The following is a 23,846-nucleotide window of genomic DNA, read 5'->3' as shown; positions in this document are numbered from 1 at the left end:
GACGCCCTCTATCGAACGCGTTTGGTTGCGCTTACCGGACGGACACTTTTCGCCTAGAACTTCCACTCATAGGATGCCCAGAGGGCCTGAGTTGATACGTCGGCCCCGAGGGTCGACCTTGCTTCAAGATGCAGGATTCCCCCGTTATCGAAAGGTTTCTCGAAGTTCAGCCCCACTTCGCCGAAAGTGTCGGTACCCCCTCCGCCTGAGGCCAAAGCAAGCGTATTCCCGAATATGGACACATCCACAATTGACGGCGCATCTGCGTCCCGGTGCACTGCCGCCAATGAAGCTGACAGACGCCCACCAAGCATAGAGGTTGCGTATTCACCGCCAATCCGGGTTTCATTGAATGTGATAGTCCTGTCGCCAATTGTTGCATTGGCGGAACTACCCGTCTCAGTATAGCCATCCAGGTTTTCTTTGCCGTACATAAAGCTTGCCCTTGGGGTCAGGATCGCGCCGTTTTTCAAGGCAAACTCCCGCTCTGCAGCAACGAAGGCAGTTATCATGTCGCTGGAATAGTCAGCTTCCGTCGCAATATTCCCGTTGGTGCCAGACGTGACACAAATGCAGTAGCTGGATTAACCACACTTGGAATGCCCGCAACTGCGGCAGGTCATGCAACCCTCGATCATCACCATGTCGTACTGACCGCAGGATGGGCAAGCCTTGCCGCGTGGGGCGTCCATATTGACGACCTGCGCCTGAGGATCAGATTTCAGCCCCATCCCCTCGCCTTCAAGAAAACCGATATTGATCATGTGTTGCTCGATCACACCGCCAATCGCGGCCAGAATCGAGGGGATGTATTTCCCTTGCACCCAGGCGCCGCCGCGCGGGTCGAACACGGCCTTCAGCTCTTCGACCACAAAGGACACATCCCCACCACGCCGGAACACAGCCGAGATCATCCGGGTCAGTGCCAGCGTCCAGGCATAGTGCTCCATATTCTTCGAATTGATGAACACCTCGAAGGGGCGACGACGGCCTCCGATGACGATGTCGTTGATGGTCAGGTAAATCGCGTGTTCGCTATCGGGCCATTTCAATTTGTAAGTGGACCCTTCCAATGCCTGCGGACGGTCCAGCGGCTCGGACATGTAAATCACGTCTCCGCCATCGACCTCATGGGGTGCATCCGCGCTTTCTCCTGGCACCTTGTCATCGCTTTCCGAAACGGTCAGGACCGAACCGGTGACATCATTCGGACGGTAAGTCGTGCAACCTTTGCAGCCCTGATCCCAAGCCTGCATGTAGACGTCCTTGAACGCGTCAAAGCTGATATCTTCGGGGCAATTGATCGTCTTGGAAATCGAGCTGTCGATCCATTTCTGCGCCGCTGCCTGCATCTTGACATGATCGGACGGAGACAGAGTTTGCGCGTTGACGAAGTAGTCCGGCAACGCTTTATCACCGAACTTGTCACGCCACATCTGCACCGCGTAATCCACGACCTCTTCTTCGGTGCGCGATCCGTCTTTCTGCAAAACCTTGCGCGTATAGGCATAGGCAAAAACCGGCTCGATCCCTGACGACACATTGCCCGCGTACAAAGAGATCGTCCCGGTCGGTGCAATCGAAGTCAGAAGCGCATTGCGGATGCCATGGTCTCGGATTGCGTCGCGCACATCCTCATCCATCTGTAGCATCGTGCCGCTGGCCAGGTATTTCTCGGCGTCGAACAAGGGGAACGCCCCTTTTTCCTTCGCCAAGTCGACCGACGCCAGATACGCGGCGCGGGCGATGGCGTGCAACCAGCGTTCGGTTTGACGCGCCGCCTCGTCCGAACCATAGCGCAGACCCAGCATCAGCAACGCATCTGCCAGACCGGTTACGCCAAGACCGATGCGGCGCTTGTCCTGGGCCTCGGCCTCCTGCTCCGCCAGCGGGAATTTTGAGGCATCCACCACGTTGTCCATCATCCGAACAGCCTTGGCGACAAGCTTCTGCAATGCCTCCTCGTCCAGATGGGCTGCGTCCTCAAACGGGTCTGCAACCAGACGCGCCAGATTGATCGAGCCCAATAGGCACGCGCCATAAGGCGGCAGAGGCTGCTCACCGCACGGGTTGGTGGCGGCTATGGTTTCAACGTAGCTCAGGTTGTTGGCCTGATTGATGCGGTCGATGAAGATCACGCCCGGCTCGGCAAAATCAAAGGTGGCCTGCATGATCTTGTTCCACAGATCACGCGCCTGAACGGTGTGGTAAACCTTGTCGCCAAACACCAGCTCCCATGGTCCATCGGCTTTGACGGCTTCCATGAACGGATCAGTCACCAGCACCGACATGTTGAACATGCGCAGACGGGCCGGATCGGATTTGGCAGTGATAAACTGTTCGATATCGGGATGGTCACAGCGCATGGTCGCCATCATCGCCCCACGGCGCGAGCCTGCGGACATGATCGTGCGGCACATGGCGTCCCACACGTCCATGAAGCTCAATGGGCCAGAGGCATCCGCTGCAACGCCCTTCACATCGGCTCCACGCGGTCGGATAGTCGAGAAATCGTACCCGATCCCGCCACCCTGCTGCATGGTCAACGCGGCCTCTTTCAGCATGTCGAAGATGCCGCCCATGCTGTCGGGGACAGTGCCCATGACAAAGCAGTTGAACAGTGTCACCTGACGAGCGGTTCCTGCACCTGCCGTGATCCGCCCTGCAGGCAGGTATTTGAAGTCCTCAAGCGCCTGATAGAATTCTTCTTCCCAATGCGCAGGGTCTTTTTCGACCCGCGCAAGGTCGCGGGCGATGCGTCGCCAGCTGTCTTCCACCGTTTGATCGATGGGCGTGCCATCCGCCTGTTTGAAACGGTATTTCATGTCCCAGATCTGCTCGGCGATGGGGGCGGCAAAGCGGCTCATTGGTGATTCCCTGTTCTGAAAGAGGTATCCAGAGTACCCCAAATCACCCCAACACCACAACACCTTGATGACTGCGCGCTACAAGCTACAATATAAAGATGGGCCTTGGGACGACTCTGTGGGAAAGCTGTGGATAAGTACGTAAACCTCATAAAACTGTCCGTCGGATCGGAAAGTGTTGATACGCTGATGGCCTGGCAAGACAGCCGCATGCCGCTGTATCAGGATGGCTGCCCGCGTCATGTGACCCGCATGTGGCCCAAACGCGAGGCCGAGATTCTGAACGGCGGATCGATCTATTGGGTGATCAAAGGCGTGATCCAGTGTCGTCAGCGCATCCTGCGGCTGGATGAGGTGATCGGAGAGGACGGCATCCGCCGCTGTGCCATCGTGCTGGACCCCGAAGTACATCGCACGCAGACGGCCCTGAAACGCCCGTTCCAGGGCTGGCGTTACCTCAAACCCGAGGACACACCTGCGGACCTGCCCGAAGGGCGCGCGCAGGACGACGCTTTGCCTGATGACCTTAACCGCGCGCTTGCGGAAATCGGTGTGCTTTAACGCAGCCGATCAAGGAGTTCTGACAGAACCGCTTTCTTCGCCGCGTCATATTTCGGGACCCGACTGCGCCACAGCGTGGCCTGCGATTGCAGGATCAGACCATCTGAAAGAATCTTCAGGTGGTTGGCCCGCAGGGTTTCTCCGGTCGAGGTGATATCGGCAATCGCTTCGGCGGTCTCGTTCATCACCGTGCCTTCGGTTGCGCCCTGGCTATCGACCAGCGTGTAATCGGCCACGCCTGAATCAGTCAGGAACTCGCGCACAAGCCTGTGATACTTGGTGGCAATCCGCAGACGATGGCCATGGGTCCTACGAAACGCCGCAGCCGCCGCATCCAGATCATCAAGCGTATCGACATCAACCCAACAGGCCGGAGTTGCGATGATCAGATCAGCCTTGCCGAACCCAAGCTGCGAGATCTCTTCCAACTGCTGTTCCCAACGCGGCAGTTTCTCGTGCACCAGATCAATCCCGGTGACGCCCAGATGAATTCGCCCCGCGGCCAGTTCGCGCGGGATTTCACCAGCAGAAAGCAAAACCAGTGAGACCCCTTCGATCCCTTCGACCCTGCCAGCGTATTCCCTGTCTGATCCGCTGCGGGACAAAGTAATGCCGCGTTTTTCGAACCACGAGAACGTCTTTTCCATCAACCGGCCCTTCGAGGGCACGCCCAGTTTCAGGCTCATTCTGCACCCTCCTCAATCTCCAGCATCAGATCGGGGCGCAGTACGCCCCCAACAGCCGGGATTTCGGCCCCATTGCCCAATTGCCGGGTCAGCGCGTCATAACGCCCGCCGGTCGCGATCGGAGGCAGATCGGGTCGGCCCGCGGCATAAAAACCAAAAACGAACCCGTCGTAATATTCCATCGAGGTCCGGCCATAGGCGGCCTCGAAATCCAAACGCGCGACATCAACACCGCGCGCCTGTAACGCGGCTACGCGCGCCTCCAGCCGATCCAGCGCCGGGGTGATCTGTGGCAAATCCACCGCGACGTCGCGCAGTTGCTCCAGAGCAAAGGGCATGGTTTCGCGCACGTTTAGCAGCGTTTCCAAGCCAACAAGCTCACTGTCAGAAATCGGTGGGGTGTCGCGATCCTCGCGCAAAGCTTCGATCCGCGCCTCGATTTCCGAGGCCCGACGTTTACCGATCATCGGCGCGTCAATCACCATCGGGTCAGTGGCATTCAGAAGATCGGACCGCAACTCGGGCTCTGCCGCCCGACCCGCATACCGGTCCAGCAACACCCGGAACCGGCGCGGCCGCCAAAGGTGGCGCATCAGCGCGGCCTTGCGACGCTCGGTCGTGCGCAACCCAGCTACAGCGGCAGTCAGGATACCAATATCCCCAGTGGCTGCGCGCAGCGGCAAGCCGCGCAGTTGCAAGGCAAAGAGCGAGAAGACCTCGGCATCGGCTCCGGCAGGATCGTTCCGGTCAAACACCTCATAGCCAACCTGGATGTATTCATTGGCCCGGTCCGGGTCGTGTTCCTGCCGCCGGAAAACCTCGCCGGAATAGGTATAGCGCGCGGGTTCAGCCCCGTCGCTCATATGCATCTGCACCACGGGCAACGTGAAATCCGGACGCAGCATCTGTTCGCCCCGCAACGCATCGGACGTGACATAGGCGCGGGCACGGATGTCTTCCCCATAGAGATCCAGCAACGTTTCTGCCGGTTGCAACAGGGGCGTGTCCACCACCTGAGCGCCCGCAGCCTCGAACCGGACACGCATCATTGCGGCGCGGGCCTGTATCTGTGAACGGTTGGGCATCGCTCAGTCCTGACTGTCCAGAATTTCGCGCACTTTGGCGACCAGTTCATCGCGCGGCACTTCGAACTGGCTGGGGCGTTCCTTCCATTCCTCAAGCGTGGCGCTTTCGGCAATTTTGGCACCCAGGATCAGATCCTTGATCTGAACGATGCCATTCGCCTTCTCATCGCCGCCTTCGATCACTGCGATTGGAGAGTTCCGCTTGTCCGCATATTTCAGCTGATTGCCGAAGTTCTTGGGATTGCCCAGATAAACCTCGGCGCGAATGCCTGCATTACGCAGCTCCGCCACCATCGCCTGATAATCAGCCATCCGGTCGCGATCCATGACGGTGACAACAACGGGGCCGGTGGCTTGCGCACTCAGCCTGCCTTTTTCGCGCAACGCGGCCAGCAGGCGATCAACGCCTATGGAGATACCGGTCGCAGGCACTTCCTGCCCGGTAAAGCGCTTGACCAGATCGTCATAGCGCCCGCCGCCAGAGACAGAACCGAATTGCCGCTTGCGGCCTTTCTCGTCGCAAATCTCAAAGGTCAGCTCGGCCTCGTAAACTGGTCCGGTGTAGTAACCCAGACCCCGCACGACTGAAGGATCAATCTCGATCCGGTCCGAACCATAGCCACCTGCGTCCAACAAAGCGCCGATCTGTTCCAACTCTGCGACCCCCTCTGCACCTATCTTGCTGTTGCCAATTGCATAACGAAGATTTGCGAGGGTTTTCCCTTGATCATTGGTTTTTGATGTCAAAAATGCCAGGACGGGCTCTGCCATTGTTTTTGTTAGACCAACACCTTCAATGAAGGCGCCAGATTGGTCCTGCCGGCCACTGGTCAAAAGCTCCAATACGCCAATTTCACCGACTTTGTCGAATTTGTCGATTGTCCTCAGAATCGCTTCTCGATCATAAACTCGATTATGATCCACAGCTTCCAGAACACCATCCAGCACTTTACGGTTGTTGACCCGCACCAGATAGTCGCCGCGCGGAATACCCACGGTCTCCAACGTGTCCGAAAGCATCGCGCAAATCTCGGCGTCAGCAGCCATCGAGGCTGTACCCACCGTATCCGCATCGCATTGATAGAACTGACGATACCGCCCCGGCCCCGGCTTTTCGTTCCGCCAGACCGGGCCCATCGCATAGCGGCGATATGGCGTCGGCAAGTCATTGCGGTGCTGCGCATAAACACGGGCCAAAGGCGCGGTCAGGTCATAGCGCAGGGCCATCCAGTCGCCGTTGCCGCCTTCGTCAAACTCCTGCCACGCAAAGACGCCTTCGTTCGGGCGATCCACGTCGGGCAGAAACTTGCCCAGCGCCTCGACAGTCTCGACCGCGCTGCTTTCCAAGGCGTCGAACCCGTAACGATGATACACACCCGCAATCGTCCGCAGCATCTCGGTGCGCTGCGTGACTTCCTCGCCGAAATAGTCACGGAACCCTTTCGGCGTGACGGCCTTGGGGCGGGGCTGTTTCTTGGGCTTGGCCATGTGGGGCGTCCTTGGGAGTGTCCTTGTTCCGCGCGCGGTCTATCCCATGGCCCGCATCGGGGCAAGGCGCGCTTTCTCTGGCCATGGCGGCACAGGGTCGCTATGACCGGCGCAAGACAGGAGTTTCCAATGCAGCATCTGGAAGAAAAGATCGCACATCTGACCCGTACCGTGGACGAGCTGAACACGGTCGTGACCAAACAACAGTCGGAAATCGACCGGCTGACCCGCCGAGTGGAAATGCTGCTGCAGCGTGAAGCAGAACGTGCGCAGGAAGGATCGGGCGGCGTTGTCCTTGGTGACGAACGGCCGCCGCACTACTAAAGCCTTACAGCCCCAGCGTCGTCTTCACCGCATTGTCCACAACACCACCCAACAAGGCGTTTTCGTCACCAGCACAGCCGTCTTTCAAAGCAGCCAGAAAAGTCTCGCGCAGAGCGGCCTTATCCTCATCCGACGTGGCATGCGCCTCGATATCGACCTGACGGTTGTACAACGACAGGGCCGTCATCTTCCCGACAACGTCCAGAATGTATTCTTCGTTCCCATCGGCCTCTTCGATGACCGTGGTGCAGGTGTGATACATAAGCGGCAGTGCCTCTTGCATCATCTGTTCGGCTTCTTCGTCGGCGAACGCCAAGCCAGGGCTTGTGAGCATTCCGGCGACGACAATCACTTTCAGCGGACTAAAACGCATCTTGTTGCTCCTTCACTCACTTAGAATTCGCACCAATCAGCGCACCAGCCACAGCCCCTGCTGCAGCACCCTTGCCATCACCGATCAAGGCTCCGACACCCGCGCCAATTACAGCGCCTTTGATCGTGTTTTCTTTTTTCTTGTCGTCCGCCAGTCCGGCTGAGGCCGAAACCAGAGCCACCGACGCGGCGGCTCCAAATACAAATTTTCTGAACTTGAGACCTGCTATCGTCATATCAACGCCCTCCCGTGGCATGACCCAAAGACATCTCTGTCTGGTCAGCCTAACGAGGGGTTAACTGTCTGGCAACAAAGCGGTGTCAGATCTCTTCCACAGTCATCACGCCTTCCAGCGATTTGATCGCGCCCTTGATTTGCGGGTTGATCGGAAACTCGCGCCCCAGATCCATTTCAACATCCCCCGGCAGGCTTGGGTCCAACAACAGCAGTTGGATTGGACCCCGCGCTGCGCCCTTGGCGGCGGTCGCGGCGTCTTCCAACACTTTGGCAACAGTTGGTAATGCCTGCGCCTCATCAACGAAAATGCGCAACCCGGTTGCCCCGGCCTCGGCCACCAGCGAATCCGCAGGTCCGACTGACCGACCCAGCAGTTTGAGCTGATCTGCCTCCATCGTCGCCTCGGCGGTCAGGACGACCTGAGCCCCCGTTTCCAGAAACTCACGGCATTTCTCTAACGTGTCCGAAAACAGCGTGACCTCATAGGCTCCGGTTGGGTCCGAGAGCTGCGCAAAAGCAAAGCGGTTGCCCTTGGCCGATTTCCGTTCCTGCCGTCCGGCGACTACTCCGGCCATTTTGGCGATCAGCGGGCCAGAGCGGGCTTTGTCCATCACCTCATCCAGCGTCAGAACCTGTTTACGCTTCAAAGCGGGCATATAGTCGTCCAGCGGGTGACCGGACAGGTAGAAACCGATGGCCTTGAATTCTTCACTGAGGCGCTCGGCAGGCAGCCAATCCGGCGTCGGTGACAGGCGTGGTTCGGGCAGGTCGTCACCGGCCTCACCAAACAGAGACACCTGGTTGGAGTTTTTCTGCTCATGGATCGCCGCCGAATACTGCACCAGCCGGTCAAGGCTTTCGAACACGCGGCGGCGGTTTTTGTCGAGCTCGTCAAAGGCTCCGGCCCGCGCCAGCATTTCCAACGGGCGTTTGCCGACTTTCTTCAGATCCACTCGACGCGCAAAGTCGAACAGGTTGACGAACGATTTTTCCGCCCGCCCCTCGACCACGAGGTTCATCGCCTCGACGCCTACGTTTTTCAATGCGCCCAGCGCATAGACCAACTCACCGTTCACAACGTCGAACGTCGATAGCGAGCGATTCACACATGGCGGCACATAGGGCAATTCCAACCCTTTGCGGACTTCTTCAAAGTAGACGGCCAGCTTGTCCGTCAGATGGATATCGCAGTTCATGACACCCGCCATAAACTCGACCGGGTGGTTCGCCTTCAGCCAACCGGTTTGATAGCTGACCACCGCATAAGCCGCAGCGTGGGATTTGTTGAAGCCGTAGTTGGCGAATTTCTCGAGCAGGTCGAAAACCTCAGAGGCTTTCTTTGCATCCACGCCGTTCTCGCCCGCGCCCTTTTCAAATTTGGGACGCTCGGCATCCATGGCCTCTTTGATCTTCTTACCCATCGCGCGGCGCAACAGGTCGGCACCACCCAACGAATATCCCGCCATGACCTGCGCGATTTGCATCACCTGTTCCTGGTAAACGATGATACCCTGAGTTTCCTCAAGGATGTGGTCAATCAAAGGATGCACGGACTCGATCTTGCGCAGCCCGTTCTTGACCTCACAATAGGTCGGGATGTTCTCCATCGGGCCCGGACGATACAGCGCCACCAAGGCCACGATGTCTTCAATACAGGTGGGCTTCATCCGCTTGAGCGCGTCCATCATGCCGCTGGATTCCACCTGGAACACAGCCACGGTCTTGGCCGCTGAGTAGAGCTTATACGTCGCCTCGTCATCCAGCGGGATGGCGTTGATCTCGTTCTCGGCCCCTTCTGCGGGTTCATAAAGCTCAGTGCCATCTGCCGCGATATGCAGATGCCGCCCGGATTTGAAAATCAAATCCATCGCGTTCTGGATCACAGTCAGGGTTTTCAAACCCAAAAAGTCGAACTTCACCAGCCCGGCCTGTTCCACCCATTTCATGTTGAACTGGGTTGCTGGCATGTCCGAACGTGGGTCCTGATACAGTGGCACCAGCGCGTCCAACGGTCGGTCCCCGATCACCACGCCCGCTGCGTGGGTCGACGCGTTGCGCAGCAATCCCTCGACCTGCTGGCCATAAGTAAGAAGACGATCCACCACCTCTTCGTTCCGCGCCTCTTCACGCAGGCGCGGTTCATCTTTCAGCGCTTTCTCAATCGAAACCGGCTTGACCCCCTCAACCGGGATCATCTTGGACAGGCGGTCCACCTGCCCATAGGGCATCTGCAACACCCGCCCGATGTCGCGCACGGCGGCCTTCGACAGCAGCGCACCAAAGGTGATGATCTGTCCCACCTTGTCACGGCCGTATTTTTGCTGAACATAGCGGATCACCTCTTCGCGGCGATCCATGCAGAAGTCGATGTCGAAGTCGGGCATCGAGACCCGCTCGGGGTTCAGGAACCGCTCGAACAGCAGCGAATAGCGCAGAGGGTCAAGGTCGGTGATCGTCAGCGCATAAGCCACAAGAGACCCCGCACCCGAGCCCCGCCCCGGCCCTACCGGAATATAGTGATCCTTGGCCCACTGGATAAAGTCGGCAACGATCAGGAAGTAACCAGGAAAGCCCATTCCTTCGATAATGCCCAGCTCAAAATCCAGACGTTCCTGATACGCTTCAGGCGTCACCGCGTGCGGGATCACAGCCAGACGTTTCTGCAGACCTTCGTTCGCAATGCGGCGCAGTTCGGCCACCTCATCATCCGCGAACTTCGGCAAGATCGGATCACGGCGATAAGCCATGAAGGCGCAGCGTTTGGCAATCTCGACAGTGTTCTCAATAGCCTCGGGCAGGTCCGCAAACAGCGTCACCATCTCTTGCTGCGATTTGAAATAATGCTGCGCAGTCAGGCGGCGGCGACCTTCCTGCTGGTCGACATAAGCACCTTCCGAGATACAGATCAGCGCATCATGCGCCTCATACATGTCCGAGGTCGGAAAATAGACGTCATTCGTGGCAACCAGCGGTAGGTTCTTGGCATAGGCCATTTCGATATGGCCGCGCTCGGTCAAGCGTTCTGCTTCTGGCTGACCGTCCTCGCCCGGATGGCGCTGAAGTTCGATATAAAGCCGATCCGGGAACATTCCCGCCAGACGATCTACCAGCATTTCAGCCGCAGGGCGTTGGCCCTGCTGCAACAACAAGCCCACCGGCCCGTCCGGACCACCAGTCAAACAGATCAGACCTTCGGACCGATCTGCCAGCTCGTCCAAAGAAACCTGTGGCAGCTGCCCACCCTTGTCCACATACAGGCACGAACTCAGCTTCATCAGGTTTTCATACCCGACCTCGGACTGCGCCAGCAGAACCAGCGGTGCGGGCGCTCTTGGTTTCTCGCCGGGCTGCGCCTGCACAAAGGTCAGATCAACCTGACAGCCCATGATCGGCTGCACGCCCGCACCGCTTGCTGTAACCGAGAACTCCAAAGCCGAGAACATCGAGTTTGTGTCCGTGACCGCAACGGCGGGCATCTCCATCTTCTCGCAAAGCGCAGGAAGCTTTTTAAGCCGCACGGCGCCTTCCAGAAGGGAGTATTCTGTGTGAACGCGGAGGTGAATGAATCGTGGATTACTGCTCATACGGACCAAGCTATCTCAGCCAGGCGCTCTGCAAAAGCGGGAACCGTAGCTTCGGAATGCACAAAAAATCGATGCTGATTATTCGGCTTTTCCAGAAGGTGCTTCGGGATTGATCGGCTGACGTATTCAAAAAGCTCTTTATTTACAACCGCCTGCCTTCTACACGAAGACAAAAATCACATGCCGTGCGTTTCCAATGGTGCATCACAGAGGCAGTTTTTCTTGCCAGATAAGCCGCACTGTTTCTAACATCTTACGGCAAGCTATTCGCCCGCCGCTCTTTCTACGTCGCATCGAAGGAGGGTCTAAAGGGCGCAACAGGGTAAGGCGACGGGTTTCTCGAATGAATATCACGTTTCTTCTGAACGGAGAGACAGTGGAGCTGGCGGATGTCAATCCTACGGCGACCCTGCTGGACTGGCTGCGCGAGGATCGCGGCCTGACCGGCACCAAGGAAGGCTGCAACGAAGGCGATTGCGGGGCCTGTACCGTCATGGTCACGGATGAAGGCGGCCACAAGGCGCTGAATTCCTGCATCCTGTTCCTGCCCCAACTGCATGGCAAAGCCGTCCGCACTGTCGAAGGCGCAAGCGGGCCCAATGGCGAAGCCCATCCGGTACAGCAGGCCATGGTAGACCTGCACGGATCTCAATGCGGGTTCTGCACCCCTGGTTTTGTCATGTCGATGGTCGCCAGCCACGCCAATGGCGCGACCGATCACGACACACAGCTTGCCGGCAACCTGTGTCGCTGTACCGGCTATGCCCCGATTATCCGTGCTGCCGAGGCCGCAGCAAAACTTCCCGTGCCTGTTTGGGTCAAAGATAAGCCTGCCCCCGCAGCCGATGCACGGCGAGTACCGGGTTCGTCAGATGAACTGGCTGCTTTGTACGTTGAATACCCTGATGCGACACTTATTGCCGGGGCAACTGACGTTGGCCTTTGGGTCACCAAACAGTTGCGTGATCTGGATCCCGTGATCTTCCTCAACCGCTGCGAAGATCTGAAACAGATCGCAATCACTGACAGCGAAGTCCGCTTCGGCGCCATGGTCGACATGAATCGCATGGGAGAGGCCCTGGCTGACCTGCACCCTTCCTACGCCGAAATGATCCGGCGCTACGCCAGCGTTCAGGTGCGACATGCAGCGACCGTCGGCGGTAACATCGCCAACGGCTCGCCTATCGGGGACAATCCTCCTGCACTGATCGCGCTGGGTGCAACCTTGCATCTGCGCAAGGGTGATAAGCGGCGCTCGATCCCCTTGGACGAGTTCTTCATTGACTACGGTAAGCAAGACCGCACACCGGGTGAATTCGTTGAAGCCGTCAGCTTCCCGCGTCAGCCCGACAGGCTGAAGGCTTACAAACTCAGCAAACGGTTCGATCAGGATATCTCGGCCGTTTGCGGGTGTTTCAATGTCACGGTTTCGGACGGCAGCGTCACACAGGCGCGTATCGCTTTCGGCGGCATGGCAGGAGTTCCGAAACGGGCAACCCATGTCGAGGCCGCGCTGATCGGCAAACCCTGGACACGCGACACCATTAAAGCCGCGCTTCCTGCCTTTGCTGACGATTACGCACCACTCACGGACATGCGCGCCTCGGCCACCTATCGTCTGGAGACGGCCAAAGCGATGCTGGAACGCTATTTCCTCGAAGACCAGGGTGAGATCACCAACGTGCTGGAGGTGTCGGCATGAGCGTAACCAAACCCCTCCCACACGATGCGGCCCCGCTGCATGTGTCCGGCTCAGCGCGGTATGTGGATGACATCCCGACGCCCAAGGGCACGCTGCATCTGGCATTTGGCCTCAGCCCGATCGCAAAGGGCAAGATCACCGCGATGGACTTATCGGATGTGAAGGCCGCCGAAGGTGTCGTGATGGTGATGACGGCCGAGAATCTGCCTTTCGCCAATGACGTCTCACCCTCGATCCATGATGAGCCATTACTCTCAGACGGCACGGTTCACTATATCGGCCAGCCCGTGTTTCTGGTTGTCGCAACCAGCCATCTGGCCGCCCGCAAGGCCACCCGTCTGGGCAAGATCGACTATGCCGAAGACACACCGATCCTGACGGTCGAAGAGGCGCTTGCCTCTGACAGCCGGTTCGAGGACGGACCGCGCATATACGCCAAAGGTGATGCGGACGCCGCCATCGCAGGCGCAGCGCACGTCATCGAAGGCACGTTTGAGCTTGGCGGACAAGAGCATTTCTATCTGGAAGGTCAGGCCGCTTTGGCGGTGCCAAATGAAGGCGCGGATATGCTGGTGCACAGCTCGACCCAGCACCCGACTGAGATTCAGCACAAGGTTGCGGATGCCTTGGGCGTTCCGATGCACGCCATCCGGGTTGAAACCCGCCGTATGGGCGGCGGCTTTGGTGGCAAGGAAAGTCAGGGCAACGCATTGGCCGTTGCCTGTGCCGTTGCCGCGCGTGCCACAGGCAAAGCCTGCAAAATGCGCTATGACCGCGACGATGACATGATCATCACCGGCAAGCGCCATGCCTTCCGAATTTCCTACAAGGCCGGGTTCGATGAGAATGGCCACATTCAGGGCGTGTCTTTCCTCCACTATGCGATCTGCGGCTGGGCGCAGGACCTGTCCCTGCCCGTCGCCGACCGCGCAATGCTGCATTCGGACAATGCCTATCTGCTGCCCAATGCGCGGATCGAAAGCCACCGATTGAAAACCAACACTCAATCCGCCACCGCCTATCGCGGATTCGGCGGGCCGCAAGGCATGGTAGGTATAGAGCGGGTTATGGACCACGCGGCACATGCACTTGGTCTGGACCCGGTCGAGCTGCGCCGCCGGAACTACTATGAACCGGCCCACGCAGTCGCCGAGCCTGCACCAGTTGAAAAGCCTCTGGGCCATCCCGACCCGCGTGAAGACCTGACTAGCCGGGGCGCTGTCGAGACAGGGGACGCCCCCATGCGCCCGCTGCCCGCAGGTGGCAACACGACGCCCTACGGCATGGAGATCAGCGATTTCGAACTGCACGGAATGACCGAGGCGCTACTGAAGTCCAGCGACTACGCTGCGCGCAAAGCGGCTATCGATAAATGGAACGCCGAGAACAGTGTGATAAAGAAGGGCATCGCCTTCTCTCCGGTCAAGTTTGGTATCTCCTTCACTCTGACCCACCTGAACCAGGCCGGTGCTTTGGTGCATGTGTATCAGGACGGCTCGGTCCATCTGAACCACGGCGGCACCGAAATGGGTCAGGGACTGTTTCAGAAAGTGGCGCAAGTCGCAGCCTCACGCTTCGGCATCCCGCTGCAGATGGTCAAGATTACCGCCACCGACACCGCCAAAGTACCGAACACATCGGCGACGGCAGCGTCTTCGGGCAGTGACCTGAACGGCATGGCAGTGAAAGCCGCCTGTGATACGATCCGCGACCGGATGGCAGACTATCTGGCTGAACGGCATCAGGCCGATCCTTCTGCCGTTACATTCTCCGACGGCCACGTTTCGGTGGGCGAAGAGCGCTATACCTTCGCCGAAGCTGCAGCGCTAGCCTATCAGGGCCGGATCAGCCTGTCGGCAACTGGCTTCTACAAGACACCCAAAATCGAATGGGACCGGATCGCAGGACGCGGACGTCCATTCTTCTACTTCGCCTATGGTGCGTCGATAACCGAAGTTGCGGTTGACACGCTGACCGGCGAGAACCGCATTCTGCGCACCGACATCCTGCATGATGCGGGCGCATCGCTGAACCCGGCGCTGGACATTGGACAGGTCGAAGGCGGCTATGTGCAGGGCGCAGGCTGGCTGACGACCGAGGAACTGGTCTGGGACGGCAAGGGCAACCTGCGCACGCACGCGCCCTCGACCTACAAGATCCCCGCCTGCTCCGACCGGCCCGACATTTTCAATGTCGCGCTTTGGGGTGGTACAAACCGCGAGGACACAATCTATCGCTCGAAAGCGGTCGGGGAACCACCTTTCATGTTGGGCATCTCGTCATGGCTGGCCCTGTCCAACGCGGTGGCAGCCTGTGGCGACATGTACCCTGCACTCAACGCACCTGCCACCGCTGAGGAAGTCTGGCGCGGTGTCCAAAGGATGAAGGGAGGCATCTGATGGGATTTGATCTGGAGGCTTTGAGGGAGGCAGTCAAAACCCACGGACAAGTGGTCCGCGTGGTCATTGCCGGGATCAAAGGATCATCCCCGCGCGAAGTCGGCGCGGCCATGCTTGTCTGGAAGGACGGACAAAGCGGCACCATAGGTGGCGGTACGCTGGAATTTCAGGCGGCCGGGGCGGCGCGGGCACAGACCCAAGCTTCGCGCCTGACCCACCACGCGCTTGGACCCGAGATGGGACAATGTTGCGGTGGCGCGGTTTCGCTGCTCAGCGAGGTCTATGACCGCGCGGCGCTGGAAACGCTGGATGAAACACTCATCGTGCGTGCCACATCTGGCGGGGAGATGCCGTTATCGGTCAAACGATTGCTGGCAACCGCGCGTGGCCAGGGGATCACTCCTGAACCCCAGATAGTCGATGGCTGGATGATTGAGCCGGTGCACAAACCAACCCGACACCTCTGGATCTGGGGTGCCGGTCATGTCGGACGGGCTCTGGTGGATGTTCTGTCACCGCTGCCCGACCTTGCAATCACCTGGATCGACACCGGCCCGGATCGGTTTCCGACCACCGCCCCCAAGAGTGTAACCGTGGTTCCGGCAGTAAAACCGGCCGAGCTGGTCCGACACGCACCGACCGATGCCGAGCACCTTGTGCTGACATATTCACACAATTTGGACCTGGAACTGTGCAACAGGCTGCTTTTGCATGATTTCCGCTTTGCGGGACTGATCGGCTCGGCTACGAAATGGGCGCGATTCCGGTCGCGGCTGGCGGCGCTTGGGCATTCGCCCGAGCGGATCAGCCGGATAACCTGTCCGATTGGCGATCCGAACCTGGGCAAACACCCGCAGTTGATCGCCGTTGGCGTTGCCGCGCAACTGTTGCGCCCGGCCTGGCAGAACGAGTTGAAGAAGGACCTGAGCGCGTGACCACTCCACTTTTGAGCCTGCAAGGGCTAACCAAAGCCTATCCCGGCGTCGTGGCCAATGATCAGGTGTCTTTCGACATCGGCGAGGGCGAAGTTCACGCCCTGCTGGGGGAAAACGGCGCCGGAAAATCGACACTGGTCAAAATGATCTATGGATTGGTGAAGCCTGACAGCGGCACCATGCTGTTGCGCGGCCAGCCTTTCGCGCCCCCTGAACCTCGATCTGCACGGGCTGACGGTATTGCAATGGTGTTTCAGCACTTTTCGCTCTTCGACGCGCTGAATGTGGCCGAGAACATCGCGTTGGGGATGGAGAATCCACCGCCAATGGGCGATCTGGCCTCACGTATCCGCGAAGTGTCCGAGGCATATGGCCTGCCACTGGACCCGTTCCGCACTGTTGGGGATCTGTCCGCAGGAGAGCGTCAGCGGGTCGAGATCATCCGCTGTCTGTTGCAAGACCCCAAGCTGCTCATCATGGACGAGCCGACGAGCGTGCTGACTCCACAAGAAGTCGACATCCTGTTTGAGACGCTGAACAAGCTGCGCTCCGAAGGCACATCGATCCTCTATATTTCGCACAAGCTTGAAGAAATCCGGACGCTGTGTGATCACGCGACGATCCTGAGACTGGGTAAGAACGTGGGCGAATGCGTGCCCGCCGAGACATCCGCGCGGGACATGGCCGAGATGATGGTGGGCTCGACCCTGCAGACGCCTGAACGCTCGGGGCGTGACTTTGGTGGGGTTGCTCTGGATGTCACTGGGCTATCAGTGCCGTCACCGTCGGAATTCGGCACGGCGCTGAAGAACATCCACATGACCGTCCGCAAGGGCGAAGTTCTGGGCATTGGTGGCGTTGCCGGGAATGGACAGGATGAATTGCTGGGTGTGCTGTCGGGTGAAATCCTGACCGCTGCGGATGCGATCAAGTTCAACGGTCAACGGATCGGCAAACTTGGCCCCACCGCGCGGCGCAAGCTGGGTGTGCTGACGGCCCCCGAAGAACGGCTGGGCCATGCAGCAGCCCCGGATATGAGCCTGACGGAAAACGCCTTGCTGACCGGATCGGTGCGGGAACGGCTGGAAAGCAACGGCTTCTTGAAATGGGCCGAGACCAAAAGCTTTGCCGAGAAGATCATAAGCGCTTTTGACGTTCGCACGCCAGGGCCTGAGAATGCCGCGCGGTCTTTGTCCGGAGGGAACTTGCAGAAATTCGTGATTGGTCGCGAAGTGTTGCAAAACCCCGACGTTCTTGTGGTGAACCAGCCCACCTGGGGCGTGGATGCAGCGGCGGCGGCAGCGATCCGGCAGGCCATTCTGGATCTGGCCGCTAAGGGAACTGCGGTAGTCTGCATCAGCCAGGATCTGGATGAATTGATGGAAATTTCGGACAGCTTTGCGGCTTTGAATGAAGGACGGCTGAGCGCACCGCGCCCAACGACAGGTCTGACTGTGGACGAGATCGGCCTGATGATGGGTGGTGCCCATGGCATGGAGGTGGCGCATGTGTGATCCGTGGTGTCGCCTTCGGCGAGAGTTTTTAAGAAAAGAAGAAGAATGTGGGGGGCTGAGCAGATGATTGTATTGGAGAAGCGGCCACAGCCGTCCAAGGCGTGGTCTTATGCGACCCCTCTGGTGGCGGTGCTGGCGACAATGGTGTTTGGAGGGGTGCTGTTTACCATTCTGGGCAAGAACCCGATTGAAGCCATTGGCACTATTTTCTGGGAACCGCTGTTTGGCGAGTTTGCCTTCTACTACCGTCCACAATTGTTGGTCAAAGGCGCACCTTTGGTTCTGATTGCCATCGGTCTGTCGCTGGGCTTTCGGGCCGGTATCTGGAATATCGGTGCCGAAGGGCAATACATCATGGGTGCCATCTTTGGCGCTGGTGCTGGTCTGGCCTTCTATCCTTTGGATGCGTTTTACATCTTCCCGATCATGGTGATTTCGGGCGCGTTCGGCGGTTGGCTCTGGGCGATGATCCCGGCCTTTCTGAAAGTACGTTTTGGCACCAATGAAATCCTGGTGTCGCTGATGCTGGTCTATGTGGCCGAGCAGATGCTGGCCTCGGTCTCGCTGGGCCTGCTGAAGAACCCAGAGGGCTTTGGCTTTCCCGGATCGCGCAACCTGCAGCAATATGACAGCGCGCATAACGCCGAGCTGATCGCCGGGTCCGGCATGCATTGGGGTGTGGTGACAGCACTGATCGCCGTGATCTTTGCGTATGTGCTGCTGAACCGGCACATGCTGGGCTTCCACATCCGTCTAACGGGTGAGGCGCCGCGTGCGGCGAAGTTCGCGGGTGTGAACCCGGCGCGGTTGATCCTGTTCTGTCTGGGCTTGTCCGGGGCGCTGGCCGGGCTGGCCGGGATGTTCGAGGTCTCGGGGCCTTCGGGCGTAGTCAGCATCGATTTTAACGTTGGCTATGGCTTTACCGCGATCATCGTCGCTTTTCTGGGCCGCCTGCATCCGGTGGGTATCCTGCTGGCCGGCGGCCTGATGGCGCTGACCTATATTGGCGGCGAAATCGCGCAGTCGAAGCTGGGCCTGCCGGCCGCAGCGATCCAAGTTTTCCAGGGGATGCTTCTGTTTTTCCTGCTGGCTTTCGATCTTCTGACCAACTACCGCATCCGTGCGGCTCGTAGCGAGGTAGCATAATGGACCTTGGTGAAATCAATCCCGTCCTTCTGGTTGCCTCGCTGATGGTGGCCGCAACCCCCCTGCTGCTGGCTGCGATCGGAGAGCTGGTCGTCGAGAAAGCAGGCGTTCTGAACCTTGGTGTCGAGGGTATGATGATCGTGGGCGCAATCAGTGGCTTTGCCATCTCGGTCGAGACCGGATCGCCCTGGCTAGGCTTTGTTGCGGCGGCAATTGGTGGTGCAGTGCTGTCGCTGCTGTTTGTACTGCTGACACAGGTGGCATTGGCCAATCAGGTGGCAAGCGGCCTTGCACTGACGCTGTTCGGTCTGGGGTTCAGCGCTTTGATGGGGCAAAGCTATGTGGGCGTCAAACCCCCGAGTATGGGTGATATCCACATTCCGGTACTCAGCGACATTCCCGTCATCGGGCCGATCCTGTTCCAGCATGACCCGATCCTCTATGTTGGCATCGCTTTGACCGCAGCGGTTTGGGCCACGCTCAAATATACCCGTGTCGGTCTGATCCTGCGCGCGGTTGGTGAAAACCACGATGCCGCGCACGCGCTTGGTTATAAGGTCATCAAGATCCGCGTCATGGCGATCCTGTTTGGCGGGGCCTGCGCGGGTCTGGGCGGGGCCTATATCAGCCTGATCCGCGTGCCACAGTGGACCGAGGGTATGACCGCGGGTGTGGGCTGGATTGCTCTGGCGCTGGTGGTATTTGCCAGCTGGAAACCATGGCGTGCCTTGTTGGGTGCCTACTTGTTTGGCGGTATCACCGTGTTGCAGCTTAATTTGCAGGCAGCAGGCGTTGCCATCCCCGTCGAGTATCTGGCAATGTCGCCTTATATCATCACGATCCTTGTGCTTGTGATCCTTTCGGCCGACAAGAGCAGCGCACCTGCCGCATTGGGCCGGATCTTCCATGCCTCACACTAGGGGCCAACTGAACCAACTTGGGGAGTAACTACATGAAATTCAAATCACTTCTGACAACGGCTGCAATCGCGCTGGGTCTGGCGACTGGTGCCGTTGCGCAAGACAAAACCAAGGTCGGTTTCGTCTATGTCGGCCCCGTGGGTGACGGTGGCTGGACCTATGAACACAACAAGGGCCGTCTGGCCGTCGAGGATCACTTTGGCGACAAGGTTGAAACCGTCTTTGTTGAATCGGTTCCCGAAGGTCCCGATGCCGAGCGTGTTATGACCCAGATGGCGCTGGAAGGTGCCGATCTGATCTTTACCACTTCGTTCGGCTACATGGATCCGACCATCAACGTGGCCCAGAAGTTCCCGAACGTGAAGTTCGAGCACGCGACCGGCTATAAGACCGCCGACAACGTCTCGGTCTATTCGGCCCGTTTCTATGAAGGTCGCGCTGTTCAGGGCCACATCGCGGGTAACATGACCAAATCCAACATCATCGGATATATCGGTTCGTACCCGATCCCCGAAGTGATCCGTGGCATCAACTCGGCCTATATCCACGCCAAGAAGGTGAACCCGGATGTCGAGTTCAAGATCGTCTGGGCATACACGTGGTTTGATCCAGCAAAAGAGGCTGACGCCGCCACTGTTCTGATTGAACAGGGCGCGGACGTTATCCTGCAACACACCGACTCGACTGCCCCGCAGGCAGCTGCGCAAGAGGCGGGTAACGTTGTCACCTTTGGTCAGGCCTCGGACATGAGCGAATATGCTCCGTTCCCGCGCGTCTCGTCGATCATCGATGATTGGGCCCCCTACTACATTGCACGGACCCAAGCTGTCATGGATGGCACATGGGAAAGCGCCAACACATGGGATGGCATTCGGGAAGGCATGGTTGCAATCGGCGAGATCACGGAAGCCGTTCCTGCCGATGTCAAGGAAGAGGCCTTGGCACTGAAAGCCGCCATGGCTGCGGGTGAGTACCACCCCTTCACCGGCCCGCTGAAAAAGCAGGACGGTAGCGACTGGTTGGCTGAAGGAGAAACTGCTGACGACGGCACGCTGGCAGGCATGAACTTCTATGTCGAAGGTTTGGAAGGCGAAATTCCGCAGTAATCTGCGCGCTTAAGTGATCGAAAGGGCCCGCACAGTGGATGCGCGGGCCTTTTTCATTTTGTCGCCTGCAGAAGCTCGCGCATTGAGGATCAGGTCGCGTGATCTGCGACTTGATGCAGGGCCAAGCCATCAATCGCGCGAGGCGGCACAGCGTTTGTCACCATGGTGTCGATCCTGTCGAAACCGGCAACCTGGAACTTCGGCGATGTTTTCCATTTCTCCGCATCGGCCACCAGCAGCGACTGTCGGGATTGCTGCAGGATCATACGGCTGACATCCGCGTCAATGGGTTTGAAATCCAGCAACCCGAATTCGGCAGACAAGCCGCCTGCACCGATAACACCAAAGTCGGCACGGAACCTTTGATAATCCAACAGAGTTTGCCCGCCAACGACGTCACGGTCTTCGGGCCGCAAGACCCCGGCGGTAAAGTGAACCTCGGCTGAGACCGAACCGCAAAAAATGGTCGCAACCTCAAGATTGTTGGTGACAACAGTCAGGTCGGAATGCTCCAGCAAGGCCTCGGCCACGTATTGCACAGTGGTTCCGATGCCCAGCATGACTGTTGCGCCCTGTGGGATCATTTGGGCGGCGGCCTGACCAATGGCGCGCTTTGCCCCCTCGTTCATCACACGACGCGACCTGAAGTTCAGATTGACAGGATTGCTCGGCGCCACAACGCCGCCATGAACACGGCGCGCAAGGCCCTCGTCGCACAGCGCGTTGATGTCCCGTCGGATGGTCTGTGTGGCCACGTCAAAATGTTGGGACAGGTCCGTAATTGATTGCAGACCCGACTGGCGGATGAGATCCAGGATCGTCCGTTGCCTGTCGTTCAAGTCCAAAATCCAGATCCCTCTCAAATGCTCGGCGCAATCCAGTCCGGAAACACCCCGCTCACATCGATGTATTTCTGCACGGATTGCCCAGCAAACAAACCATGGTTGATGATCAAAACCGAACCCCAGCCGCGCGATTGGCCCCCCAGAATATCTGTATGCAACGTATCACCCACCATGACAATGCGACGAGGATCAACCGCACCTGTGCGACGTTCGATCTCTTCGTAGACCGAAGCAAAAGGCTTGCCGTGAAACGTTGGCTTTATCCCGAGACGGGACTGCACATCATGCGCATAGAATCCGGGCTCTCGCGTTAGACCGGTTTCGCGGGGCGCAACCAGATCAGGGTTTGCCACGACAACCGGTCGGGGATTTCGGGCCAGACTGTCCAGCAAAAGCGCCTGCCGCCCACTGTTCCAATCCAATGTGCTTAGGAAAAGGAAGCCGCCCGCCTGATCGTAAACCTCGATATCGTCCAGCAGGTGCAACGTGGGAACTTCTACCTCGTCCTGGGTCCAGTTGGCAGGGGCTGCTGCACCCCATCGTAGCCCGCTGGCCAGTTGCGGCATGTGATTCTCGCACACCATCCTGCTGGACACGATCTCACTCAGCGAAAAGTCGAAACCCAGACCCCGGAACACACCCTGCGCTTGGGCGGCGGCATAGCTGGCTGCGTTGGTCAGAACAAATATCGTTTTACTGGCCGCACGCAGATTTTTGATCCGTTCCGCCGCCCCCGGGATCGGAAGCTTTCCGGTATTGAGCACGCCATAAGCGTCAAAGACAAAAACGTCAGCCTGATCCGTGATCGCCCCCAGATCGGGGATGTGGTGCAACCCTCCTGATCGGCTTGGCGCATCTGGCAGCCGGTCCCGAATGTCTTCATACCATTGGAAAGCCATACCCGGCGTGATCGCGCGCGAGATATCGTCCCAAATAGGACCTGTCGGTTCAAGTCGCGGGGTGATCGCCTGAGAGATCGAATCTGAGCTCATGTATTCAAACGCTGGCCGCTGGCTGTGTCGAAAAAATGCAGGTCCGACAAAGCCGCCCCCAGTTGCAACTCGCTTCCGGGTTCGGGCATGTGCACCCCCTGAAGACGTACACCGAGCGGTGAGGCTGTGCCGTTGGTAGAGGCCTCGCCATGCACGATCGTGTCGGCGCCCAATTGCTCGACAAAGCCTGTTTTCAGCTTCACATGCATCGCATGATCCTGTCCGCGATGAAGATGCTCGGGACGGACACCCACGCTCACCAAGGTACCTGCCGGTGCATGTATCGGCGCGTCTGCGGCAATCATCTGCTCTCCGATCTGCAACGAATGCCCATCAGATCCGACAGTCGCGTCGATAAAGTTCATCGCCGGGGTGCCGATGAATTCCGCAACAAAGCGTGTTGCGGGGCGCAGATATAGATCCATCGGCGTGCCGATCTGTTCGATCTTTCCCTCGCTCATGATCACGATACGATCAGCCAGCGACATCGCTTCGACCTGATCGTGGGTCACATAGATGAAGGTACCGTTCAGGCGCGCATGAAGCGCCTTCAGCTCGGCCCGCAATTGGGTGCGCAGCTTGGCGTCGAGGTTTGAAAGCGGCTCGTCAAACAGGAACACTTTCGGTTTGCGCACGATGGCGCGACCCATGGCGACGCGCTGGCGTTGACCACCCGAAAGCTGACGCGGTTTGCGGTCCAGGTAATCCGAAAGGCGCAACGTGCGCGACGCCTCGGCAATACGCTCGGCGATCTCGTCCTTGGGCAGTCCTTCGTTTTTCAGACCATATTCCATATTCGCACGCACAGTCATATGCGGGTAAAGGGCATAGTTCTGGAATACCATGGCAATATCCCGGTCTCCGGGTTCCAGATCGTTCACCCGACGCCCGTCAATATCCAGATCACCTGTCGTGATGGTTTCCAGACCCGCAATCATCCGCAGAATCGTAGATTTTCCACAGCCCGATGGGCCCACCAACACGATGAACTCACCATCCTGAATCTTAATATCGACGTCGCGTACAGCCGACACGCCGCCGGGATAGGTTTTGCCCAGTGACCTGATGCTCAGATTGGCCAT

The 23,846-nt window shown here is 58.5% G+C and carries 20 protein-coding genes; 9 read left to right on the top strand and 11 right to left on the bottom strand.

The window, feature by feature from the left end; genetic code table 11:
- Positions 1-53 precede the first annotated feature (53 nt).
- Positions 54-542, bottom strand: a complete 489-nt coding sequence (locus tag ALB80_RS11455) for an autotransporter outer membrane beta-barrel domain-containing protein (RefSeq protein WP_256364018.1) — start codon at positions 540-542, stop codon at positions 54-56.
- A 42-nt stretch (positions 543-584) separates the two neighbouring features.
- Complete coding sequence (locus tag ALB80_RS11450) at positions 585-2,867, bottom strand: adenosylcobalamin-dependent ribonucleoside-diphosphate reductase (RefSeq protein WP_050604186.1); 2,283 nt, start codon at positions 2,865-2,867, stop codon at positions 585-587.
- A 129-nt stretch (positions 2,868-2,996) separates the two neighbouring features.
- Here ALB80_RS11450 and ALB80_RS11445 point away from each other — a divergent pair, with 129 nt between their 5' ends.
- Positions 2,997-3,428, top strand: coding sequence for a DUF1489 family protein (locus ALB80_RS11445; protein WP_050604185.1), 432 nt, complete (start codon positions 2,997-2,999; stop codon positions 3,426-3,428).
- Here ALB80_RS11445 and hisG read toward each other — a convergent pair.
- From hisG to hisS, 3 genes are read right to left on the bottom strand one after another with little or no spacing between them, the layout of a single operon-like run.
- Entirely contained in the window at positions 3,425-4,114 is a 690-nt protein-coding gene (gene hisG, locus ALB80_RS11440; protein ID WP_050604184.1) for an ATP phosphoribosyltransferase, read from the bottom strand. The genes ALB80_RS11445 and hisG overlap by 4 nt on opposite strands.
- Entirely contained in the window at positions 4,111-5,199 is a 1,089-nt protein-coding gene (locus ALB80_RS11435) for an ATP phosphoribosyltransferase regulatory subunit (protein ID WP_050604183.1), read from the bottom strand. Before ALB80_RS11435 ends, hisG begins: the two co-directional genes overlap by 4 nt.
- A 3-nt stretch (positions 5,200-5,202) precedes the next feature.
- A complete protein-coding gene (gene hisS, locus ALB80_RS11430; RefSeq protein WP_050604182.1) occupies positions 5,203-6,687 on the bottom strand; it encodes a histidine--tRNA ligase in 1,485 nt (494 codons plus the stop codon).
- A 129-nt stretch (positions 6,688-6,816) separates the two neighbouring features.
- Here hisS and ALB80_RS11425 point away from each other — a divergent pair, with 129 nt between their 5' ends.
- Entirely contained in the window at positions 6,817-7,011 is a 195-nt protein-coding gene (locus tag ALB80_RS11425) for a SlyX family protein (RefSeq protein WP_050604181.1), read from the top strand.
- Between the two features lie 4 nt (positions 7,012-7,015).
- Here ALB80_RS11425 and ALB80_RS11420 read toward each other — a convergent pair whose 3' ends face one another.
- The 3 genes from ALB80_RS11420 to dnaE all read right to left on the bottom strand — a co-directional run bounded on the left by ALB80_RS11420 (position 7,016) and on the right by dnaE (position 11,205).
- Positions 7,016-7,384, bottom strand: a complete 369-nt coding sequence (locus ALB80_RS11420; protein ID WP_050604180.1) for a hypothetical protein — start codon at positions 7,382-7,384, stop codon at positions 7,016-7,018.
- Positions 7,385-7,400: 16 nt separating this feature from the next.
- Positions 7,401-7,619 carry a hypothetical protein gene (locus tag ALB80_RS11415; RefSeq protein WP_050604179.1) on the bottom strand — a complete coding sequence of 73 codons (219 nt, stop codon included), beginning with the start codon at positions 7,617-7,619 and terminating at the stop codon, positions 7,401-7,403.
- A gap of 85 nt (positions 7,620-7,704) precedes the next feature.
- A complete protein-coding gene (gene dnaE, locus ALB80_RS11410) occupies positions 7,705-11,205 on the bottom strand; it encodes a DNA polymerase III subunit alpha (protein WP_050604178.1) in 3,501 nt (1,166 codons plus the stop codon).
- 343 nt (positions 11,206-11,548) lie between these two features.
- Between dnaE and xdhA the strand changes: the two genes are divergently transcribed.
- The 7 genes from xdhA to ALB80_RS11375 all read left to right on the top strand — a co-directional run bounded on the left by xdhA (position 11,549) and on the right by ALB80_RS11375 (position 20,927).
- Positions 11,549-12,907, top strand: a complete 1,359-nt coding sequence (gene xdhA / locus ALB80_RS11405; RefSeq protein WP_050604177.1) for a xanthine dehydrogenase small subunit — start codon at positions 11,549-11,551, stop codon at positions 12,905-12,907.
- A complete protein-coding gene (xdhB, locus tag ALB80_RS11400; protein ID WP_050604176.1) occupies positions 12,904-15,306 on the top strand; it encodes a xanthine dehydrogenase molybdopterin binding subunit in 2,403 nt (800 codons plus the stop codon). The genes xdhA and xdhB overlap by 4 nt, the downstream gene beginning before the upstream one ends.
- Positions 15,306-16,241, top strand: a complete 936-nt coding sequence (gene xdhC, locus ALB80_RS11395) for a xanthine dehydrogenase accessory protein XdhC (protein ID WP_050604175.1) — start codon at positions 15,306-15,308, stop codon at positions 16,239-16,241. Before xdhB ends, xdhC begins: the two co-directional genes overlap by 1 nt.
- The gene (locus ALB80_RS11390; protein WP_050604174.1) at positions 16,238-17,755 is read left to right on the top strand and encodes an ABC transporter ATP-binding protein; all 1,518 of its coding nucleotides are present in this window, start codon (positions 16,238-16,240) and stop codon (positions 17,753-17,755) included. Before xdhC ends, ALB80_RS11390 begins: the two co-directional genes overlap by 4 nt.
- Before the next feature lie 63 nt (positions 17,756-17,818).
- Positions 17,819-18,901 carry an ABC transporter permease gene (locus tag ALB80_RS11385; protein ID WP_050604248.1) on the top strand — a complete coding sequence of 361 codons (1,083 nt, stop codon included), beginning with the start codon at positions 17,819-17,821 and terminating at the stop codon, positions 18,899-18,901.
- Positions 18,901-19,821, top strand: coding sequence for an ABC transporter permease (locus ALB80_RS11380; protein WP_050604173.1), 921 nt, complete (start codon positions 18,901-18,903; stop codon positions 19,819-19,821). The genes ALB80_RS11385 and ALB80_RS11380 overlap by 1 nt, the downstream gene beginning before the upstream one ends.
- Positions 19,822-19,853: 32 nt before the next feature.
- Positions 19,854-20,927 carry a BMP family ABC transporter substrate-binding protein gene (locus tag ALB80_RS11375; RefSeq protein ID WP_050604172.1) on the top strand — a complete coding sequence of 358 codons (1,074 nt, stop codon included), beginning with the start codon at positions 19,854-19,856 and terminating at the stop codon, positions 20,925-20,927.
- Between the two features lie 89 nt (positions 20,928-21,016).
- On the opposite strand, the gene ALB80_RS11370 is transcribed toward ALB80_RS11375, so the two are convergent.
- The 3 genes from ALB80_RS11370 to ALB80_RS11360 are packed head-to-tail and all read right to left on the bottom strand — an operon-like array spanning position 21,017 to position 23,846.
- On the bottom strand, positions 21,017-21,766 hold the full coding sequence (locus ALB80_RS11370; RefSeq protein WP_157054194.1) for a DeoR/GlpR family DNA-binding transcription regulator: 750 nt from the start codon (positions 21,764-21,766) through the stop codon (positions 21,017-21,019).
- 20 nt (positions 21,767-21,786) lie between these two features.
- Complete coding sequence (locus ALB80_RS11365; RefSeq protein ID WP_050604170.1) at positions 21,787-22,764, bottom strand: HAD-IIA family hydrolase; 978 nt, start codon at positions 22,762-22,764, stop codon at positions 21,787-21,789.
- The gene (locus ALB80_RS11360; RefSeq protein ID WP_050604169.1) at positions 22,761-23,846 is read right to left on the bottom strand and encodes an ABC transporter ATP-binding protein; all 1,086 of its coding nucleotides are present in this window, start codon (positions 23,844-23,846) and stop codon (positions 22,761-22,763) included. The genes ALB80_RS11365 and ALB80_RS11360 overlap by 4 nt, the downstream gene beginning before the upstream one ends.

This window comes from Ruegeria sp. 6PALISEP08, assembly GCF_001238295.1.
In the GTDB taxonomy this organism is placed as follows: Bacteria; Pseudomonadota; Alphaproteobacteria; order Rhodobacterales; family Rhodobacteraceae; genus Ruegeria.
The sequence above is the reverse complement of the archived record's forward strand: the minus strand, read 5'-3'. Positions and strand labels throughout refer to the sequence as shown.

What these genes read in the sequence shown, in the direction of transcription:
- ALB80_RS11375 (WP_050604172.1), top strand. Translation starts at nt 19,854, where the DNA reads ATGAAATTCAAATCACTTCTGACAACGGCTGCAATCGCGCTGGGTCTG.
- ALB80_RS11385 (WP_050604248.1), top strand. Translation starts at nt 17,819, where the DNA reads ATGATTGTATTGGAGAAGCGGCCACAGCCGTCCAAGGCGTGGTCTTAT.
- hisS (WP_050604182.1), bottom strand. Translation starts at nt 6,687, where the DNA reads ATGGCCAAGCCCAAGAAACAGCCCCGCCCCAAGGCCGTCACGCCGAAA.
- xdhB (WP_050604176.1), top strand. Translation starts at nt 12,904, where the DNA reads ATGAGCGTAACCAAACCCCTCCCACACGATGCGGCCCCGCTGCATGTG.
- xdhC (WP_050604175.1), top strand. Translation starts at nt 15,306, where the DNA reads ATGGGATTTGATCTGGAGGCTTTGAGGGAGGCAGTCAAAACCCACGGA.
- xdhA (WP_050604177.1), top strand. Translation starts at nt 11,549, where the DNA reads ATGAATATCACGTTTCTTCTGAACGGAGAGACAGTGGAGCTGGCGGAT.
- dnaE (WP_050604178.1), bottom strand. Translation starts at nt 11,205, where the DNA reads ATGAGCAGTAATCCACGATTCATTCACCTCCGCGTTCACACAGAATAC.
- ALB80_RS11425 (WP_050604181.1), top strand. Translation starts at nt 6,817, where the DNA reads ATGCAGCATCTGGAAGAAAAGATCGCACATCTGACCCGTACCGTGGAC.
- ALB80_RS11420 (WP_050604180.1), bottom strand. Translation starts at nt 7,384, where the DNA reads ATGCGTTTTAGTCCGCTGAAAGTGATTGTCGTCGCCGGAATGCTCACA.
- ALB80_RS11365 (WP_050604170.1), bottom strand. Translation starts at nt 22,764, where the DNA reads ATGAGCTCAGATTCGATCTCTCAGGCGATCACCCCGCGACTTGAACCG.
- ALB80_RS11360 (WP_050604169.1), bottom strand. Translation starts at nt 23,846, where the DNA reads ATGGCCAATCTGAGCATCAGGTCACTGGGCAAAACCTATCCCGGCGGC.
- ALB80_RS11380 (WP_050604173.1), top strand. Translation starts at nt 18,901, where the DNA reads ATGGACCTTGGTGAAATCAATCCCGTCCTTCTGGTTGCCTCGCTGATG.
- ALB80_RS11415 (WP_050604179.1), bottom strand. Translation starts at nt 7,619, where the DNA reads ATGACGATAGCAGGTCTCAAGTTCAGAAAATTTGTATTTGGAGCCGCC.
- ALB80_RS11450 (WP_050604186.1), bottom strand. Translation starts at nt 2,867, where the DNA reads ATGAGCCGCTTTGCCGCCCCCATCGCCGAGCAGATCTGGGACATGAAA.
- hisG (WP_050604184.1), bottom strand. Translation starts at nt 4,114, where the DNA reads ATGAGCCTGAAACTGGGCGTGCCCTCGAAGGGCCGGTTGATGGAAAAG.
- ALB80_RS11435 (WP_050604183.1), bottom strand. Translation starts at nt 5,199, where the DNA reads ATGCCCAACCGTTCACAGATACAGGCCCGCGCCGCAATGATGCGTGTC.